12 protein-coding genes are annotated in these 19,012 nt (G+C 58.6%); 6 read left to right on the top strand and 6 right to left on the bottom strand.

Features of this window, described 5'->3' with window-relative positions; translation table 11 throughout:
• The first annotated feature begins 335 nt into the window (after positions 1-335).
• The 3 genes from VM554_08070 (at position 336) to VM554_08060 (ending at position 5,220) form a co-directional block, all read left to right on the top strand.
• Complete coding sequence (locus VM554_08070) at positions 336-3,530, top strand: TonB-dependent receptor (protein ID HVJ08327.1); 3,195 nt, start codon at positions 336-338, stop codon at positions 3,528-3,530.
• 73 nt (positions 3,531-3,603) lie between these two features.
• Positions 3,604-4,098, top strand: a complete 495-nt coding sequence (locus VM554_08065) for a hypothetical protein (GenBank protein HVJ08326.1) — start codon at positions 3,604-3,606, stop codon at positions 4,096-4,098.
• Positions 4,099-4,194: 96 nt separating this feature from the next.
• Positions 4,195-5,220 (top strand): YncE family protein, encoded by a 1,026-nt coding sequence (locus VM554_08060; GenBank protein ID HVJ08325.1) that lies wholly within the window; start codon positions 4,195-4,197, stop codon positions 5,218-5,220.
• A gap of 16 nt (positions 5,221-5,236) precedes the next feature.
• Here the strand turns inward: VM554_08060 and egtD are convergent, their stop codons facing one another.
• The 4 genes from egtD to VM554_08040 form a co-directional block, all read right to left on the bottom strand.
• Positions 5,237-6,262, bottom strand: coding sequence for an L-histidine N(alpha)-methyltransferase (gene egtD / locus VM554_08055; protein HVJ08324.1), 1,026 nt, complete (start codon positions 6,260-6,262; stop codon positions 5,237-5,239).
• Complete coding sequence (gene egtB, locus VM554_08050) at positions 6,249-7,529, bottom strand: ergothioneine biosynthesis protein EgtB (protein HVJ08323.1); 1,281 nt, start codon at positions 7,527-7,529, stop codon at positions 6,249-6,251. Before egtB ends, egtD begins: the two co-directional genes overlap by 14 nt.
• Before the next feature lie 118 nt (positions 7,530-7,647).
• Positions 7,648-8,361, bottom strand: a complete 714-nt coding sequence (locus VM554_08045) for a VIT1/CCC1 transporter family protein (GenBank protein ID HVJ08322.1) — start codon at positions 8,359-8,361, stop codon at positions 7,648-7,650.
• Between the two features lie 232 nt (positions 8,362-8,593).
• Positions 8,594-13,111 (bottom strand): DEAD/DEAH box helicase, encoded by a 4,518-nt coding sequence (locus tag VM554_08040; protein ID HVJ08321.1) that lies wholly within the window; start codon positions 13,109-13,111, stop codon positions 8,594-8,596.
• Between the two features lie 94 nt (positions 13,112-13,205).
• On the opposite strand from VM554_08040, the gene VM554_08035 reads away from it, so the two are divergent.
• Positions 13,206-13,835 (top strand): HAD hydrolase family protein, encoded by a 630-nt coding sequence (locus VM554_08035; GenBank protein ID HVJ08320.1) that lies wholly within the window; start codon positions 13,206-13,208, stop codon positions 13,833-13,835.
• Between the two features lie 92 nt (positions 13,836-13,927).
• Here VM554_08035 and VM554_08030 read toward each other — a convergent pair whose 3' ends face one another.
• A complete protein-coding gene (locus tag VM554_08030) occupies positions 13,928-14,119 on the bottom strand; it encodes a hypothetical protein (protein HVJ08319.1) in 192 nt (63 codons plus the stop codon).
• A 165-nt stretch (positions 14,120-14,284) separates the two neighbouring features.
• Complete coding sequence (gene dinB, locus VM554_08025; GenBank protein HVJ08318.1) at positions 14,285-15,379, bottom strand: DNA polymerase IV; 1,095 nt, start codon at positions 15,377-15,379, stop codon at positions 14,285-14,287.
• Positions 15,380-15,570: 191 nt separating this feature from the next.
• Here dinB and VM554_08020 point away from each other — a divergent pair, with 191 nt between their 5' ends.
• Both VM554_08020 and VM554_08015 read left to right on the top strand, forming a co-directional pair.
• The gene (locus VM554_08020; GenBank protein ID HVJ08317.1) at positions 15,571-17,730 is read left to right on the top strand and encodes a DUF1800 domain-containing protein; all 2,160 of its coding nucleotides are present in this window, start codon (positions 15,571-15,573) and stop codon (positions 17,728-17,730) included.
• 24 nt (positions 17,731-17,754) lie between these two features.
• The gene (locus VM554_08015) at positions 17,755-18,999 is read left to right on the top strand and encodes a DUF1501 domain-containing protein (protein HVJ08316.1); all 1,245 of its coding nucleotides are present in this window, start codon (positions 17,755-17,757) and stop codon (positions 18,997-18,999) included.
• The last annotated feature ends 13 nt before the right edge of the window (positions 19,000-19,012 follow it).

The following is a 19,012-nucleotide window of genomic DNA, read 5'->3' as shown; positions in this document are numbered from 1 at the left end:
GCACATTTCAGTATGAAGCCACTCAAACCAAGCTCCGCGATCGGATCCAGGTTGGGTTGGCCGGCGAGTGTTGTTGTCCCTCATTCGCATAAAGGCCACGCAGCCTGCTGGCTTGACTTCGTCCGTGTTTCTGTAACCGACCTCCTGGTGCAGGAACCATTCCTTTTTTAAATTTTTGCTGCGAATAACCCCCGTTTACGATACGCATTTTTTCGTTGCGAGGAAGGGTTGTCGTTCAGAACCACTTCAAACACAGGTAGGCCATGATGCATATACGAATTTTCGTGAGAAGTACTCTTCTCCATTTGGCGGGCGTTCTATTCCTCGGATTCGCCTTGGCAGGCACGCTGTTGGCACAGGTAGCTGGAGGCACGATTCAAGGCCAGATTACCGACCCCACGGGAGCCGTTCTGCCGGGTGCCGAAGTTACAGTGACGCAAACCTCCACCGGGGTAAGCCGAAGCGCGCTCGCCAACTCTGCTGGTTTCTATTCGTTGCCCAACCTTCAGCCTTCGATCTACTCCGTATCTGCCGGAGCTGCTGGATTTGCGAAGGAAGTGGCGAACGGAATCACGCTGACCGTTGGTGCCAGTTTGACGGTGAATCTGAGTCTGAAGGTTGGAGCTTCGACGCAGCAGATCGAAGTGCAGGACGTAAGTGCAACCACGGATCTGACGAGCTCCAGCATTAGCGAGGTAGTGGATAGCGAGACGGTTCGCGAGCTTCCTTTGAATGGACGTGACTGGTCGCAGTTGATTACGTTGCAGCCAGGCGCCGACCAGGTACGGAACCAGTCGGCGATCGGCAGCGCTGGAACGTCGGATGTCAATCGCGTACTCCGGGGCTTCGGAAGCCAGATGAGCATCGCCGGTACACGACCGCAGCAGAACAACTATCGTCTTGATGGCGTCAGCTTCAACGACTACACCAATGGAGCGCCCGGTGGTGTCCTGGGCACCATTACTGGCGTCGATGCGGTTCAGGAGTTTTCCGTCATCACCACGAACTATTCTGCGGAGTACGGCAAGACCTCTGGTGGCGTAGTCAACGCGATCACGCGTTCCGGCACCAATGCGTTTCACGGCAGTGCCTACGACTTTCTTCGGAACAGTGCTTTAGACGCGCGGAACTACTTCGATGGCCCTACCATCGCACCCTTCCGCCGCAATCAGTTCGGCGGATCTATCGGCGGCCCGGTGCTTCGCGACAAGACATTTTTCTTCGCGAACTATGAAGGGTTGCGGCAATCGCTGGGAGTCTCGCAGGTGGATCGAGTGCCGTCGCAGAACGCGCGAAACGGCATCATCTCTAATGCGAACGGCGGCAACGTGACGGTGGATTCCGCGGTGAAGCCGTATCTTGCATTCTGGCCTCTGCCTAATGCTGGTCTGGATTCCACGGGAGACATTGGATATTACCGCGTCGCCACCAGCCAGATCGGCAACGAGAACTTTTACACCGCCAAAGTCGATCATCATCTCTCGCTAAACGACTCGCTGAGTGGCTCTTTTCAATACGACTCTACGGACCTGAATCAACCTGATTCCCTGAATAATCTGCACTTCGTCAATAAGGATGCACGCACATTTGTCAGCCTTGAAGAGACGCATATCTTCAACCCAAATGTGATCAATACCGTACGCTTCGGGTTCAGCAGGAATCATGCGATTTCCAACACCGCGAATCCTATCAACCCGCTGGCAGGCGATCCTGCGCTGGCATCGGTACCCGGCAGGCCTGCGCCCTTCCTCATCGTGCCAGGGTGGACCGTGTTCTTCGGCGGTGTCGGAGGCTTCCCGAATTTTGTCATTGGCTGGAATTCCTTCCAGTTCTATGACGACGCATTTATCACGCATGGCGCGCATAGCTTTAAGTTCGGTCTGGCCGTCGAGCGCATGCAGTCCAATAACTACATGCGCTTTACCCAGAATGGGCGCTTCGTCTTTGGGAGCTTTTCAGATTTCCTTAAAAATAATCCGCTGGTCTATGGGGTGCAACTGCCGAGCGGAGAATCGGAGCGCGGTATCCGCGAGACATTGGCCGGTGGCTATGCCCAGGATAGCTGGCGCGCGCGTCACAACCTCACCATCAACTACGGACTTCGCTATGAGGTCACAACCGTACCTACCGAGGTGCACAACCGCCTTTCCACGCTGCGACAGATGACGGATGCCAACGTGCATATCGGCGATCCATACTTCTCGAATCCGACGTTGAAGGATTTCTCCCCGCGTGTCGGCTTTGCCTGGGACCCAGTGGGCAACGGCAAGACCGCGGTGCGAGGTGGAATGGGCATCTACGATGTCCTGCCTTTGCCATATCTCTTTCTAATCAGTGCGGCTGGATCCGCACCGTTTACCGTGGATCCTACAGTGGTGCATCCTGGCGTGGGGACCTTCCCCAATAAGGCTTACAGCATGGCCACGGACACCGTTGCGCAAAGCCCGCTGGCCGGAGAGCGCGTCTCTTATTTCGATCCGCACCCGCGGCGTAGCCTGACGTACAACTGGAATCTGAACGTGCAGCAGGAGCTCGGGGCAAATAGAACTGTGACGGTGGCATATGTCGGCTCGCGCGGCGTACACCTTCCGTATCACACAGACGACGCAAACATCGTGATGCCGACACACACGGCCAATGGCTGGGTGTGGCCATCGGGAGATGCGTATCTCAATGGAAATGTATTGAACCCGAATGTAGGGGATATCAATCGAACGACCTACGATGCCGACTCCTACTACCACAGCCTGCAGATAGGCTTCCAGGGCCGTATCAGGCACGCTCTGCAGCTTACGGGGGCGTACACCTGGGGCCGGAGCATCGATTCGGGATCCTCTTCGATCGCCGGCGATCAGTTCTCCAATTCACCATCCAGCGTACCTCTATGGTTCGATCCAAAGACCCGACGCGGTCTTTCGGATTTCAATCTCAGCCACAACGGAGTGATCAGTATCCTTTGGGATACACCTGAGGTCACAGTTCAGTCTCCTGTGCTGAAGTGGGCCGCGAACGGCTGGCAAACCGGTGCCATCTTCCAGGCAAGCAGCGGCTCCCCGTTCTCGGTGTTTATCGCAGGAGACCCGCTCGGCATGAACAGCACGGACCCCTGGGCGTATCCCGACAGGCTGAAGAGTTCTGGATGCGGCTCGCTGGTGAACCCGGGAAAACCTGACAACTACATCAAGTTGCAGTGCTTCTCAGCGCCGGTGCAAACTATCCAGACATCGAGTGGGCCGCAGCAGCAGATCGTGCGGCTTGGGAATGCTGGCCGCAATGAACTGGTGGGGCCGGGACTGTCAGAGCTTGACTTCTCGATCGTCAAGAATTCGAAAATCGAGCGTCTGGGCGGCACCACTGTGCAGTTCAGAGTAGAGGCATTCAATATCCTGAATAAGAGCAACTTTGCAGCGCCGCTTGATAACTACACGATCTTCAATCAGGACGGCACGCCGGCGGATGGAGCTGGCGTCGTCGATCAGACGCAGACAACTTCAAGGCAGATTCAGTTCGGTTTAAAAATTCTGTTCTAGGCAGAGCAAGAGTGGGTGCCGCATTTTCAGCGGTGCGGGGTAACTTGACCTTTCAACTTTAGGAGACGCAAGAATGCATAGAAAAATGTGGCAGCCAGTACTCTTACTCGTGGCGCTTGTGGCCGGCCTTCTGTCGTTTGGGGCTCCGGTGATGAACGCACAGGCAACGATTGGCGCGGGAGATGGCAAGAATACAGTCTCTGTCGATTTCTACAAGGTGCCACCGGGTAAGCAGGATGAATGGCTGGCTCTCTACAAGAAGTACCACTATCCGATCATGCAGTATCAAAAGCAGCATGGCCAGGTGATCAGCGAGACCGTCTATACTCGCGCGATTCACCAACTCAGCCCCTCGTGGGATTTTGCAATTGTGATTATCGCCCCTCCGGCCGACAAGCGGCCCAAGCCGGAGTACAACCGCAGCCAACTCATCCGTAAACTCTTTCCCGATATCGATGACTACGTTGAGGGAGAAAAACAGCGTTGGTCCATGACGCTGGAACATTGGGATGAGAGCTGGAACGAAGTGGATATTGAAAATCATCCTTCGCTCTATACGCCCTTTTAGTTGAGGCAGAGTCCATCTGCAATCGTCCTCACAGCAGTTGCATCGAACGCAGGGCGCGGCGCGGAATCTCCGCGCCGCGCTCTGGTGGAGCTTACTTTGAAGCGTGGCGTCTATTTCCTGTTCTTCCTCAGTCTGGTGCCGCTAGCCGGGCATGCATTTGCGCAGCAGCCCATGGCACTGGTGCAATCCATCGATATGCCAGAGGTGCCATCCGGGCCGTATGCCGACCACATGGCCATCGATCTTCGCAATCAAAGATTGTTTACAACTCCACAGGCTAATAAGTCCGTGGATGTGCTGGACCTGAAGGCTGGCAAAGTGCTCCACACCATAACAGGATTTGGCAATCCACACGCCATCTTCTATGACGAGAAGAGAAATCAGCTATTCGTCACCGATGGCGGAGTGGGTGCCGTCAAGGTGTTTGACGCCACCACGTATAAGGAAATGAAGTCGATCAAGGTCGAGTTGGATGCCGATGGTATCGGTTACGATCCGCGCTCTGGATACCTCTACGTGAGCAACGGCGGAGAAGCAGCCGGCAAGAAATATTCGCTTATCTCGATCATCGACATCGCGAAGGCTGAAAAGATTGGCGACATCCAGATCGATGCGGATGGCCTGGAGGCTATGGCCATCGATAGCGATCAGGGAAGGCTGTATATCAACCTGCCCGATCAGAGCGCAATCGCCGTCGTCGATCTGGCGAAGAGACACGTTGTTGCTACCTGGCCACTTACAAAGGGCAAGAACAACATGGCATTTGCTCTGGATGCCACGCGCCATCGCCTATACGTTGGCTGCAGGGATACGGACGTGCGCGGAAGCATCGTGATTGTTGATACCGATACCGGAAGGGAACTGGATCGTTTGCCGATTGGCGGTTGGGTCGACTCCATGTTTTATGACGGCCAGCGCGGCTTGATCTACGCTTCTTGCGGCGTGGGCGAGGTCTATACCTATCAGCGCGTCTCCGGCGACACCTTTAAAGAAGTGGGATTGACCGATACCGCAGTGATGGCAAAGACGGCGCTGTACGTGCCGGAGTTACACCGGTTCTTCGTAGCGGTTCCCCATCTTGGAGACACGCTGGCCAAGATTCTTGTTTTCAAAGTGGATTAGGCTGCGATCTGAAATTCTATGGCACGGCCGCCAAAAAGACACCAAACCACCTCCGCGGATCAAACCAGCTCTTCTCGATATAGAAGCCGCTGCAGGTAAGCAGATCTACGACCTCCGCGGGGGTGAATTTGTAACTGTTTTCGGTATGAATCGTCTCTCCGCGCCGGAAGTCCACCTCAAGTCCCAGTCCAGGAATGGATACCTGCTGATCCGCGGTGCTTTCCAGGTGCATCTCGATTCGTGACTCCGCGCGATTCCACACGGCACGGTGAAGAAAAAGATCGAGGTCGAAGTTCGCACCCAGTTCGCGGTTCATGCGCCGCAGGACATTCAGGTTAAACTCCGCCGTGACCCCCAAAGCATCGTCGTATGCGGGAATCAGCACCGACTCCGGCTTCACGAGATCAACGCCCAACAGCAACGTATCACCCTCGGAAAGTTGCTCGCACACTCTCTTCAAGAGATCTAATCTGCCTGCCGGCTCAAAGTTGCCAATGCTGGAGCCGATGTAAAGCACCAGTCGCCGATGTCCGTCCTCTTGCGCGCTCGCGCGCAGACCCTCGGTATAGTCGGCGACGCGGGGCAGTACGGTCACGTCCGGCAGCCTGTCTTCGATGCGGAGTGTCGCCTCCTCCAGCGCGCTGGCGGAGACATCGATCGGCTCGTAGAGAACGCTCCCCTGGCGGCGGACCGCTGCTTCCAGCAAAATTCCAGTCTTGCTCGCGGTCCCCGCCCCCAGTTCCATTATGTGCAGGCGGTGCTCTCCAGCCGCGGCCGCCACAATCGCATCTCCATGCTGGGAGAAAATGGCGCGCTCGGTCCGCGTGGGGTAATACTCTTCCAACTCCGTGATCCTCTCGAACAGATTCGAACCCTCTTCGTCATAGAAGAGCCACGGAGATAGCGACTTGCGATCTTTGGTCAGCCCGCGATAGACCTCCGCTCCAAGGGGAGTCTGGATGGCTTCCGGCAGTCGGGAGAGCGAGGATAAAGCATTCATCGTGTTGGGTTGGATGCGGCGGATCGGATTACGGTGCAACATCGGCCAATCGAATTCCGGAAAATTGCCACCGCGTGGGCGGAGCGAAGAAATTTCTATAGGTAGCGCGCAGGTGCGACGCAGGCGACACTACCGATCCCCCTCGAAGCACCATCTGGTTGCACATGAATTTTCCGTTATATTCTCCAAGGGCTCCGGGCAAGGGCTGATATCCGGGATAGCCAATATACGGACTGCGCGTCCACTCCCACACATCGCCGAACATCTGCGACGGCGCCGTGGCAGATGATGCGATAGCCATGCGAGGATGGAAACGCGCTTCCTCGAGCAGGTTGCCTGTGATCGGCAAGGGCGTCGCTGCAATCTCCCACTCGGCTTCTGTGGGGAGCCTCTTGCCGGCCCATCGCGCATATGCCTCCGCCTCAAAGTAGCTGACGTGGCAAACCGGGGTATCGGCCAGTTCCACAAGCGGAACATTTCCGCGCAGCGTAAATACGCTCCAACTCTCGCTCTGCCCGCCTTGTCTCCACCAATAGAGAGGAGCCTCCCAGCCCTCCCGTAGCACCGTGTCCCATCCCTCGGAAAGCCACAGTTCAGGACGCCGATAGCCACCGTCGTTCATGAACTGCAGATATTCGGAACACGTCACAGCTCGGCTTGCAATGCGGAAGGACTCGATAAACTCACGATGTCTCGGCAGCTCATTGTCAAAGCAGAAACCGGCGCCACCCCAGCCGATTTCGCAGATCCCCTCGGGATAATCGATCCAATGAAGCTCCGATGCCGCCTCATTGTCGCGAACCAGCGGATCGCTCAGATAGGCCGGATGCAGCGGGTCCACCCACAACGCGTTCTTGATGTCGGTCGCGATCAACTCCTGGTGCTGCTGCTCGTGGTTCAGGCCCAGGATGATCCGTTTCTCGGCCTCTGCCGGCATGCCAGCCTCAATCAGCTTGTGGATTGCGCCTTCCACATGACATCGATAGTCAAGTATGGTGGCCAGGCCGGGGCGCGAAAATGAGGCGCGCAGCTTTTTCTCCGGATGCTCCCCGAGCGATTTGTAATAGCTATTGAAGAGCCAGCCGAAGTCGGGATGAAACTCGTGGTATCCGGCGAGAAACTCCCGCAACACAAATACTTCGAAGAACCAGGTGGTATGCGCCAGATGCCACTTCGCGGGGCTGGCCTCCGGGCAGGATTGGACCATCATGTCTTCTGCGGAGAGTGGCGCGCAAAGGTCTTCTGTCTGTTTGCGAACCGCTGAAAATTGGCTTGCGAGGGCGAAAGAAGAGCCGACAACTGGATTCATCAAAAATGATCCTCCCCTGGTTAGAGGTCAGCCACAGCTACATGTTGTCCGAAAAGACTACCACCCGACGCGCAAATTGAAAAAGCACGCCGGGTAATCGATTGACGGCAATCGACTGCTAACGATTCAACGCCCGCGCCAGTGCATACGCTACGCCCGCGGCCAATCCGCCAATCATCATCGTCTGCAGGCCGCTCCGCATGGTTCCCGCGCCGGTCATCCGACCCTTTACAGCGCCAAACACCAGCAATGCGCAGAGTGTAATGGCAACAGAGATCAGCAACGCCTGCGACGCGTTGGCCCCAAGCATGTAGGGCAGCAGGGGAATCAGGCCGCCGAGAATGTAGGAGATTGCAATCGTTAGGGCGCTCTGGCTGGCGCGGTTTTTCTCCGGCTCCTCCAGGCCCAGTTCGAAGCGCATCATAAAGTCCACCCATGCCTCGGGGTTGCGCTTCAGCGCCTGCAGCACAGGTTCGCTCTCCGTGCGCTCCACTCCATAGCGCTGGAAGATGGCATGGGTCTCTTCCTCTTCATCATGGACCCGCTCGACGACTTCGCGCTGTTCCCTCACTCGCTCGCTCGCATAATGTTCGGCGTCGCCGCGCGCAGCCAGATATCCCCCCAGCCCCATGGCGATCGAACCCGCGGCAATCTCTGCCAGGCCCGCGAGCACCACTACGTGGGTCGAGTTCACCGCACCGGAAAGTCCGGCAGCCAGAGCAAAAGGAACCGTCAACCCGTCGGCCATGCCAATGACAACGTCGCGAACGGTTTCACTGGATTCGAAATGCGTTTCAGTATGAGCGTGAGTGTGGGTGTGTGGAGTAGACATCTCCGGCAGTTTACCCTATGAGCCTGCAGATCCGCTGCTACTTAATAGGAGTTACTTCCCATCTTCGTTCTTCTGGAAAGGGCAGTGCCTGCATCCTGAGTTGCAGCATTTTCCCCGGCGAAGATGGTATGCCTCGGTAAAAACCATATATGGGCCGTCGAGGTAAAAATCCACACCCTCCTCCAGCGAGGTCTGCGCCGGTGCGGCGGAGAGCTTCGAATCGCAACTCAATCTAGGAGTGGAGGGCGCGGTCATTGTCTGTGTCTTCCAGGTGCAACTGAGATGGTAGTGGACCCGCAGGCAAAACCATTACATCCCCCAACGATTCTGCCGAAGTCTCTTGTGCACACGCACCGTTGAAGAAGGATACCTTGCGGCCCGGAATCGCTGCCACGCGCTCCCCGGGAACAACAATGCCGGCAAGATTCATCGGATCAGCCGCAGCCACAACGATCTCTTCGTTGATGACAGCATTCCGGCGCGTTGCGCGCAGCGATTCCAGAGCCTCCGGCAGCGCGAACTGCTCACCACCAAAACCAGAGAGAAACCGTCCTCCGCGAACCTCGCCCCGCATCTCCATTCTGCGAAAGATTCCCAGCAGGTCACGCCATCGGGGAACCGTGGTCTCCCGCTCCAGTAGATCGCGAAACACCACGCCATAGCGGCGCAGCAGCATGCGGCACGCGGAGTCGATACGCATCTCGCGGATCTCCGCCATGCGTTGCGCGTCGCTTCCGTCACCCTCGGGTGGACTCAACAGGCACCACCTCCCGGTTAAATTCCGCGACGGGTGTGCCGATCTGCTTCGCGAGGATTGCAGCGCAATCACCTTTCGGCGCGGATCGATAAGCGCTCGCAAGGAATCGAAGCCATCTGCCGTGGCCAGTCCCGCCGCTACCAGTTCCCACAACGCACGACTCACCTCCGCAGCTGGAGCAGCAAGTTGGCGAACCAGATCGCCCGCAAAACAGGCTCCGTTTTGTGCCAGGCTGCTGCGCACCCGCAGAGCCAGATCGCTCAGGCTCGCAATCAGCGCCTCCTCAGGTACCTGCCGCCCTTCCATGCACAGATCCATCCACTGCGCTTCCTCGCGAATAAAAAACGTGATCGGCGCCATGCTCGTCGGTACCACGCGGCGCGGCCCACCGGATTCCGCAGAGTAGAACGCCGGATGAGGCGAGATGCGGCCCCAGCCCACAACGCCCATCAGGCACAGAGCGTCGAGCCAGCGTGGATCGTAATTCGCCACTCGCTGCGGCAATAATGAGCGCTCCCACTCGATCGCCGGAGCCTCAAAGCCCTCCAGGCCACGCAGTGCGTCCAGGACTCCCTGCTCCCCTGATAGCAGGGCCTGCGGTGCCAAATGCTGCCAATGCAGCAGCCAGTGCATGTAGGCCGCAGGTGCAACAGGCTCGATTTGCTTGCGCAAGCTGGAGAGCGTGCGCTTGTGAATGCGCTGGAGCAGGCGGCGCTCGCACCACTGTATTTCCGCATCCGCCGTGGTTACAGAATCGCGCTCCGCTTCGTTTGCTGCATCCTCAAAGGTGCCGCGTAGCACTGTACCCGCCATCTCCATCTGCAGCATTGCGCCCAGCACCGATGCAGTATCAAGGCCCAGCGCCGATGCTAGATTGCCAGCCGTTACCGGCCCCAGGATTCCCATCCATCCCTGCACCGCCTTGCGAACGACTTCGCTCACAGCCGGAATATCGGTCGTCGGCCTTGCTGCAAGTTCTTTTGCGAAGCGAGCCTCTGGCCACAGCAGGCGCAAGGAATCGACGCGTTCGGCAGCGACAATATACTCCCGCAACCCAGTCGGAGTTTCCACCGCTGCCACGGTCGCACGCCCAACGCGCTCCAGCCGCGACAGAAATATCGTCCAGTCCCGCGCAGTCGATCCTTCCGTAACAGACACGGGAACAATTACGAGAGAGCACAGCAGATCGTGAAATTCATGTTCATCGCGAAGGTCCGGGCGAATCTCCTCGCGTACCTCGGCAATCGCCGCCGGGTCTAGTCTTCCGGCCTCTCCCAGCGCGCTGTCCGGAACCGTTCCGCGCATATGGACCGCGCGGGCGCGGCGCTCCTCCAACGGCGCATCGTCGAGAAAGGCATAAGGATTCGCATGGAGAATCTCGTGCGCGAACTGTGATGGGGTCGTGGTATCCACGGCCAGGCAGCGAATAGACCCGTCGCGAATAGCTCGCAGGACCTGCCGAAGGCCATCCAGATCCATGGCTTCGCCCAGCACATCCTTCATCACTTCGCGGATGAGAGGGTGATCCGGAATCTGGATATCTCCCTCGATATTCTCAAAACATGCTGCGGCCTGGGGGAAGACGCTCGCCAGCAGATCTTCGGAACGCGTACGCTGAATCTGCGGCGGAATCCTCTTGCCTTTGTGAAACCGTAACAGTTGCAAACTCCTACCCGCATCCCAGCGCCAGCGCGACTTGAAGATCGGCGAGGCCAACGAGGCCTGCTCCAGCAGCTCGGTCACCGTCTCTTCTGTCAGGAACTGGAAGACGTCGCTGAGCGGGAAGCTGTGTTGCTCGGCAAGAGAGATGTTCAGCCCGTTGTCGGTAGCCGCTGCCTGCAGTTCGAAGTTGAATCCCCGGCAAAAACGCTTGCGCAACGCCAGACCCCAGGCCTTGTTGATGCGTCCGCCAAACGGAGCATGCAGGATGAGCTGCATGCCGCCTCCCTCATCGAAAAAGCGCTCGGCGACGATTGTCCTCAGCGTTGGCACCGCGCCCAGCGCAGCTCGTCCTGCGATCACATAGCCGATCAGCTGTTCAGCGCCGGAGTCCGTCAGACAGCCCTCCTGCTTTAACCACGCCACGGCCGTTGCTACCTCGGGATGGGTCTGGCTTACGTAGCCCGGCAACGCATTGGGTACGCGACATCCAATCTCATCGCGCAGGTCCGAAACAAAGCTACACAACTCCAGCGTGCGCTGCGGGGCCTCGCCGCGCCAGAAAGGAACACTCGGCGGCAGCCCGTGCGCATCCTCTACAAACACTCGCCCCGCGCTCTCCACCCGCTGAATCCGCCAGCTCGTATTCCCAAGCAGAATAATGTCGCCCGCTGATGACTCCACCGCGAAGTCCTCATCGAGAGTCGCAATCTGCACACCGTCAGGCTGCACAATCACAGAGAAGAGCGCGGTATCCGGTATCGTGCCACCATTCGAAACAGCCACGGTTCGCGCACCTCGCCGCGCCTGCAGATGCCCATGCACACGGTCGCGGAGCAGGTATGCCCCGTATCGTCCGCGAGTCACTTCAACGCCATCCGCCAGCAGGCAAAGCAATTCTTCAAACTCGTCCCGCGTCAGGTCGCGATAGGGATACGCTCGCCGGAGGACGTGGAACAGGACATCCTCATGCCATGGCTCAGCTGCGCATGCCGCCACAATCTGCTGCATCAGCACATCGAGAGGCTTCTCGGGAATCTCCAGCCGGTCGAGCGCGCCACTCTGCATGGCGCGCAACAGGGCCGCCGTCTCCACCAGATCATCGCGCGTGGTAACAAAAAATCTTCCTTTTGGAATGGCTCCCCGCCAGTGTCCAGCGCGGCCCACGCGTTGCACGCCAACCCCGATCGCGCGCGGCGAGTTGATCTGGCATACGAGATCGATACTACCGATGTCGATGCCAAGCTCCAGCGAAGCTGTCGCCACCAGAAGGCGAATCTCTCCGGCCTTCAACCTTTGTTCGGCCTCATGCCGCATCCTGCGCGACAGACTGCCGTGATGCGCGGCCACATTCTCCGCGCCGATTCGCTCGCTCAATGCAAACGCCAGCCGCTCTACCATGCGTCGCGTATTCACAAACACCAGGGTCGAGCGATGCTCCTGCGCCAGCTCAGCAAGCCGCGTGTAGATCGAATCCCAGATGGCGTTGGTGGCAACGCAACCCAGCTCGTCGTCGGGCACTTCGATCGCAAGGTCCAGCGTGCGCCTGTGCCCTACCTGCACGATGGCAACTTCGTTAGCGGGTTTGCCGGTGAGGAATTCTGCAACCAGCTCAATGGGATTCTGCGTAGCCGAAAGTCCGATGCGCAAAGGCGGCGTAGCAAGTCCGGTGATCGATGCGCCAGGCGACAGCGTGTTCTCTCCGCACACCAGCGCATCCAGTCGCTCCAGCGTCAACGCCAGATGCGTGCCGCGCTTATCGTCGGCCAGCGCATGAATCTCGTCGACGATCACCGTGCGCACGCGGCGCAGATTCTGGCGCGATTTCTCTGCTGTCAGCAGGATGTAGAGCGACTCCGGAGTGGTGACCAGGATATGCGGCGGCCGCTTTAACATTGCGCGCCGTTCGGCAGCGGATGTATCGCCGGTCCGCACCGCAGTGCGAATCTCCGGGCAGAGGCAGCCCATCTCCAGCGCAAGCTGCTGGATCTCTCCCAGTGGCTGCTGCAGATTTTTCTGTATGTCGTTGGAGAGAGCCTTCAGCGGTGAAACGTAGACTACCTCCGTCTCCGCATCGAGACGCCCGTCCATCGCCTTGCGTAGCAGCGCATCAATGCAGATGAGAAAGGCCGCCAGCGTTTTGCCTGAGCCGGTGGGTGCGGAGATCAGCGTCGGTTTGCCGGCGAGAATCTGCGGCCAGCCCTGCTGCTGCGGCTCCGTGGCAGAGCCGAAGCGCCGCACAAACCACTCGCGCACAACGGGGTGCGCCCATGCCAGGTCGTCGCCTGCAAGGGTGCCAAGGTCGTCGGAAGGGGAAGGAACCGGCGAGGGCATTGCGGTATTTTAACGCGGAACTTCGTTTTCTGTTCGCCTCGTACCTATCTCATTGCAACGCTTACCGATATGCCCCGCACGTTAAAATGAAAATATGCAAATATCTGCGGAAGACCGCGCCCGGCGCATCAAAATCATTCTTTTCGACGTTGACGGAGTTCTCACCGACGGCAGCATCTGGATGGTCCCCGTTTCCGGCGCCAGCCCATCAGCAAGCGAAGACAGTCACAACATCTCCTCCGCCCGCATGGTGGAGGCAAAGGGTTTCAGCGCGCATGATGGAACCGCCATCTCGCTCGCCCGCATCGCGGGGATGAAGTGCGGAGTCATTACCAAGCGCATCTCGGACACGGTGGCTCTACGCGCGCGCGATCTCAAGCTGGAGTTCGTCTACATGGGCCAGGCCTATAAGATGCGGGCTGTCCGCGAGATCCTCGACAAGGAAGGCGCGACTTTAGAGGAGATTGCCTACGTCGGCGACGACGTGATCGATCTGCCCGTGATGCGTGAGTGCGGACTGGCAATCGCCGTGGCCAATGCTCGCGAACAGGTTAAAGCCGCAGCCCATTTCGTCACGGAGAATCGCGGCGGCGATGGAGCAGGACGCGATGCCATCGAATTCATTCTGAAGTCGAAAGGGCAGTTAGAGGAGTCCATCGAGCGATACATCGATGAAAGCAATCCTCTACCAGCGGGCATGGACATCGGCAAAGGCGGATTCTAGCGTATTCGCAAAAACAGGTTTGCGGGGAGACATCTCCAGCGATGGGGTCCGGGCCGGAAAAGATCGGCAATGGCTTCGGCCCGGCGAGTCCGCTACACAGAGCGCAACAGGCGTACTGGAAGGAAGATGAGCGCCACCACCAGCGCCAGCGCACCCTCTACCGCTATTCCCAACAATCGGAACGGCAGCAGGATTAACCAGACGATTGGATACAACACGATGGCCAACAGCGCCAGCGGCCAACACACCACCAGCAGAACACACCAGATCAGGAATTTCAGCATTGGACTTCACTCCTGCCGGCTCGTGTACGGGCGCAATTTCATCCAACACCGCAACGGCCAGCACACCGGTAGATGCGTCCCGGCAAATCTAAATACGCATCGCTATCCTGAAAAGTTCTGGGCCTGAATCGGCTCGCGTCAAGCGGCTCTCGAATCAGTTCTTTCTCATTCTTCAAAGAGAGCCGGCTGTAAGTGTTCGTCATCGGCCTGGTGAAAGTTGCTCAGGCCAACTCCCACCAGGCGAAACAGCTGTTTCGGACCAAGGCAAACCCGCTCCCGTAGCAGGAGGGCAATCTCGGTTAACTCCTCACAGGTAGAAGGAGGAGCGTCCGGCGTATGGCTGCGGGTGAGAATGTGGAACTCGCGAGTCTTCAGCTTGAGAACCACGGTGCGCGCAACCCGCGCCTCCTTGCGCGAGGCGGTCCAGACCTTTTCTGCGAGATGGCGAATCACAGGCCCGGTATCTTCCAATGGAATGTCTTGCTCAAAGGTGTCTTCGGCAGAGATGGATTTCGTAGGCCTGTCCGACACAACAGCGCTATTGTCGAGACCTCTCGCCAGTTGGTAGAGACGCAGCCCATATCGGCCAAAGTGACTTTCGAGCAGCGCTGGCTCCAGGCCCTGCAACTCTCCCACCGTCTGAACGCCAAGCTCCCCCAGCTTCTTTTCTGTAACTTTGCCCACGCCAGGGAGACGCCCAACCAAGAGCGGCGGAAGGAATGTATCCACATCCTCAGGCTGGATGGTGAAGATTCCATCCGGCTTGCGCCAGTCGGATGCGATCTTCGCCAGAAATTTGTTTGGGGCAATGCCCGCAGAGGCCGTCAGGTGCAGCTCTTCGCGGATTTGTTCGCGGATGGTCCGTGCTACGCGTGTCGCGGTCGGTAAGCCTGTCTTGTTCTCGGTAACGTCGAGATACGCTTCATCCAGAGACAGTGGCTCGATGAGATCCGTGTGTCGCTTGAATATCTCGTGTACCGCGCGCGAGACAGCGCGATAGCGTGCGAAATCCGGCGGAAGAAATACAGCCTCAGGACACAGGTGCTCTGCGCGGAGAGCAGGCATTGCCGAGCGCACACCAAAGCGTCTGGCTTCGTACGAGGCGGCGCAGACTACAGAGCGCTTTCCTCGCCAGGCGACGATCACAGGTTTGCCGCGCAGCTTGGGATCGTCCCGCTGCTCGACGGAAGCATAGAAAGCATCCATGTCGATATGGACGATTTTTCGCAGGCTCATCACCGCCGAAATTGTATATCGCACCGCGGTCTACCAAAAGGCTCGTTGCGTCGATCCCGCACCCGGACTTCTCTCGCTGGAATCTTCACCCGCCATTGTTTTCCGTTTTGTTTTTCCCGTTTTGCTACTAAGAGGTTTTCTCGCGTAACTTCTTCTTGCGAGCTGTGTTTCAGCAGATAAGCTATTGCCGGTCACCCCTTGGCAGGAGAGCCCTGATGAAGCACTTTGGAGGACGATTCGCCGCCCTTTTGAGCCTTAGTTTTCTTGCGAGCCCGTACATACTCTGCCAATCTCCTCCACCAGTCGCAAACCACCCCGCTCCAAGCCAGTCGAATGGCCCGTTGCGTGGAGATACGCGCATTCTGCACGCCTTGAACCGCTTCACCTTCGGACCGCGTCCGGGAGATCTGGAAGCCGTCCGGGCGATGGGGCTGGAGCAATGGTTTGACCAGCAATTGCATCCCGAAAATCTCGATCTGACGGACCTCAATGCCCGGCTTGCCCAATACCCCGCCATGCAGTGGAGCATCCCGGACCTGCTCTTTCGCTTCCCCAGCAACGGAGTCATCCGCCAGACGATCAATGGGAAGCGACCTATCCCCGAACGCGGAGTCCTGCACGCAATCTATGAAGATCAAGTCTTCCGCCTCAACATGAAGAGGCAGGAGCAGGACCGGAAGACCGCGATGGATCCGGAGCGCATGAAGCAAGTTCCACCTTCCGCCAGTGCGACAGGGCGCGGATCGGCAGAAATGGCTGGAACCGGGGCAGCGATGGCTCCAGAGCCGCCACAAACCGTCCAGGTACTGGCAAATAGGAACTCATCCAGTTCAGCCGGGATGATGCCGGTTGCGAATCCGCCTGCGCAGCCACTCGCCGATGAAGCATTGATTCCCAATGTCCTCGCGCTCCCACCCGAGCAGCGCGTAACCCGGTTGGCAACGATGCAGGCGCCGGAGTTCGACAGCTTTTTCAAGGCGCTCAAGCCAGTACAGCGGGAGGCACTCCGCGCTGGTCTCAGCCCGGCCCAAAAAGAGATCGTGGCCGCGCTGGAAAATCCGCAGGGGATGGTGACCGAAGAGCTCATCGACCAGCGTCTCACCCGCGACATTTACTCCCCCGCCCAGTTGCAGGAGGTGATGACCGACTTCTGGCTCAATCACTTCAACGTCTTTCTGCATAAGGACGAACAGACTCCCTACTATCTGGTCAGCTATGAGCGGGATGTCATTCGTCCGCGGGCACTGGGCAAATTCGAGGACCTGTTGGAAGCCACGGCGCACAGCCCTGCCATGCTGCTCTATCTGGATCAGTGGAGCAGCATCGGTCCGGATTCCATGGCTGCGGAAAGGGCCAGGACCAACGCTGCGCGTAACCCCGGCAACAAGCAGAATGCACGCCAGGGGTTGAATGAAAATTATGCCCGCGAACTGATGGAGTTGCACACGCTGGGCGTGAATGGCGGCTACACCCAGGCGGACGTAACCGAAGTGGCGCGCATCTTGACCGGCTGGACCATCGATCGCCCGCAGCTTGGTGGCGGATTCAAATTCGACCCGAATCGCCACGAGCCCGGTACAAAAAAAGTTCTCGGCAAAAAGTTCAAGGAAGGCGGAGAGTTGGAGGGCCGCGAGCTGCTGCACATGCTGGCCACGCGGCCTGCCACAGCTCGGTTTCTCTCTCGTAAGCTGGCGATACGCTTCGTCAGCGATGACCCGCCGCAGAGTCTTGTGGATCGCCTGGCTCGCTCCTACCTGGCAAGCGGAGGCGACATCGCCGTAGTGTTGAAGACCCTCTTCCGCTCTCCCGAGTTCTGGTCTGCAAGCGTATACCGCGGCAAGGTGAAGACGCCCCTCGAGTACGTGGTTTCCGCCGCGCGGGCCAGCAACGCAGCCATCGGCAATCTTCAGCCATTGGAGAATGCCCTCCGCGAGATGGGGATGCCGCTCTACGGAGCGATTCCTCCCACCGGGTACAACTGGCAGTCTCCCACCTGGGTGAGCACAGGCGCGCTGGTGAACCGTATGAACTTTGCACTGGCGCTGGCGGCCAACCGCTTACCGGGCACAACCGTAATATGGACCCCGCAACAAACTGGCAACCTGGGTGACGGCCCAGGCGCCGGCCCCATCCCCAGCCCCGAAGTTGAGGAGCCGCGTCTTGAGTCGCTTCTGGTTGCAGGCGGGGTGAGTGATTCGACGCGATCCGCTGTACTCCATGAATTTGAGGCGCAGAGTGCGCCGAACCCGGTCCCGGTCAAGCCAGCCTCGGCAGTCAGGTCTGTCTATCACCCACCGGCAGCCTCCGCGCTGGAGAGGCAAGACCAACTGCTGGGCGGATTGTTGCTCGGCTCTCCGGAGTTCCAGCGTCGCTAAACATGCATTGCTAAGGAGACCATCATGCAGACGACCCGGCGATTCTTCCTGCACCACGGCGCTCTGGCCATCGCGGGCACCACAGCCATTCCAGGCTTCCTGGTCCGTTCCGTAATGGCGGAGTCCGCAAGCGCGCCCCGCAGGCGACTGGTGGTCATCTTCCAGCGCGGCGCGGCCGACGGCCTCAACATCGTCGTGCCCTACGGAGAAAAGAATTACTATGCCATGCGCCCCAGCATAGCGATTCCGCAGAATCAGGTTCTCGACCTGGATGGCTTCTTCGGTTTCCATCCCTCGCTGGCAGCTTTCAAGCCTCTCTATGACGAGGGGCACCTGGCCATTGTGCACGCGGCGGGTTCTCCCGATAGCACGCGCTCCCACTTCGATGCCCAGGATTACATGGAGTCGGGCACACCGGGCGTCAAAAGCATGGAGAGCGGCTGGCTCAACCGGGCCCTGCAAACGGAAGACCTGCGCCACCCTCAGCAGCACACCGCCTTTCGAGCCCTCGCCCTTGGGGCTGAGGTTCCCCGGACCCTCGCTGGCAGGATTCCTGCCATTGCTCTCAGCAATGTGAACAACTTCACCGTTGCTGGGCGCGGGCCCGCTCCTTCTCGCGCAGCCAGCGCCTTTGAGTCGATGTATAGCGATAGCGGCGATCGCATCTTCCATACCGCGGGCGAAGAGACCTTTGAAGCGGTCAAGATGCTGCGCGCCACCAATCCTGCGCAATATAAGCCCAGCTCCGGCGTCGAATATCCCGCAACAGAGTTCGGCCGCAATATGCGGCAGGTTGCCCAACTGCTCAAGGCCAACCTGGGGGTGGAGGCAGCCTTCACCGATGTGAGCGGTTGGGACACGCATCAGAATCAGGGCAGCGTCAACGGGCAGCTCTCCGATCGCCTTCGAGATTTCTCCGCAAGTATCGCTGCCTTTTGGCACGATCTGGGCGACGATGCCGAAAATGTCACTCTGGTTACGATGTCGGAGTTTGGCCGCACCGCCCGCGAAAACGGCACCAGCGGCACCGACCACGGCCATGCCAATGCGATGTTTGTGCTGGGCGGCAAAGTGAAAGGCGGTAAGGTCTACGGACGCTGGCCCGGACTCGAAAAAGAGCAACTCTACGAAGGCCGCGATCTGGCTCTCACCACGGACTTTCGCCAGGTGCTCGGCGAACTTGCCGCGAAATCTCTGGGAGCAACCAATCTGGAGCTGGTCTTTCCCGGCGCGCACCTGGGGACAGAGCGGTTCCTGCAGCTTGCATAAAGAGCCCGCCTCC

The organism is Acidisarcina sp. (assembly GCA_035539175.1).
Taxonomy (GTDB): Bacteria; Acidobacteriota; Terriglobia; order Terriglobales; family Acidobacteriaceae; genus JANXZS01.
Note: the sequence above shows the minus strand (reverse complement) of the source record. Positions and strands in the feature narration are given on the sequence as shown.

Excerpts from the sequence above, each read along its gene's own strand:
- VM554_08065 (HVJ08326.1), top strand. The coding sequence starts at position 3,604 with ATGCATAGAAAAATGTGGCAGCCAGTACTCTTACTCGTGGCGCTTGTG.
- egtD (HVJ08324.1), bottom strand. The coding sequence starts at position 6,262 with ATGTTGCACCGTAATCCGATCCGCCGCATCCAACCCAACACGATGAAT.
- egtB (HVJ08323.1), bottom strand. The coding sequence starts at position 7,529 with ATGAATCCAGTTGTCGGCTCTTCTTTCGCCCTCGCAAGCCAATTTTCA.
- VM554_08045 (HVJ08322.1), bottom strand. The coding sequence starts at position 8,361 with ATGTCTACTCCACACACCCACACTCACGCTCATACTGAAACGCATTTC.
- VM554_08040 (HVJ08321.1), bottom strand. The coding sequence starts at position 13,111 with ATGCCCTCGCCGGTTCCTTCCCCTTCCGACGACCTTGGCACCCTTGCA.
- VM554_08035 (HVJ08320.1), top strand. The coding sequence starts at position 13,206 with ATGCAAATATCTGCGGAAGACCGCGCCCGGCGCATCAAAATCATTCTT.
- VM554_08030 (HVJ08319.1), bottom strand. The coding sequence starts at position 14,119 with ATGCTGAAATTCCTGATCTGGTGTGTTCTGCTGGTGGTGTGTTGGCCG.
- VM554_08020 (HVJ08317.1), top strand. The coding sequence starts at position 15,571 with ATGAAGCACTTTGGAGGACGATTCGCCGCCCTTTTGAGCCTTAGTTTT.
- VM554_08015 (HVJ08316.1), top strand. The coding sequence starts at position 17,755 with ATGCAGACGACCCGGCGATTCTTCCTGCACCACGGCGCTCTGGCCATC.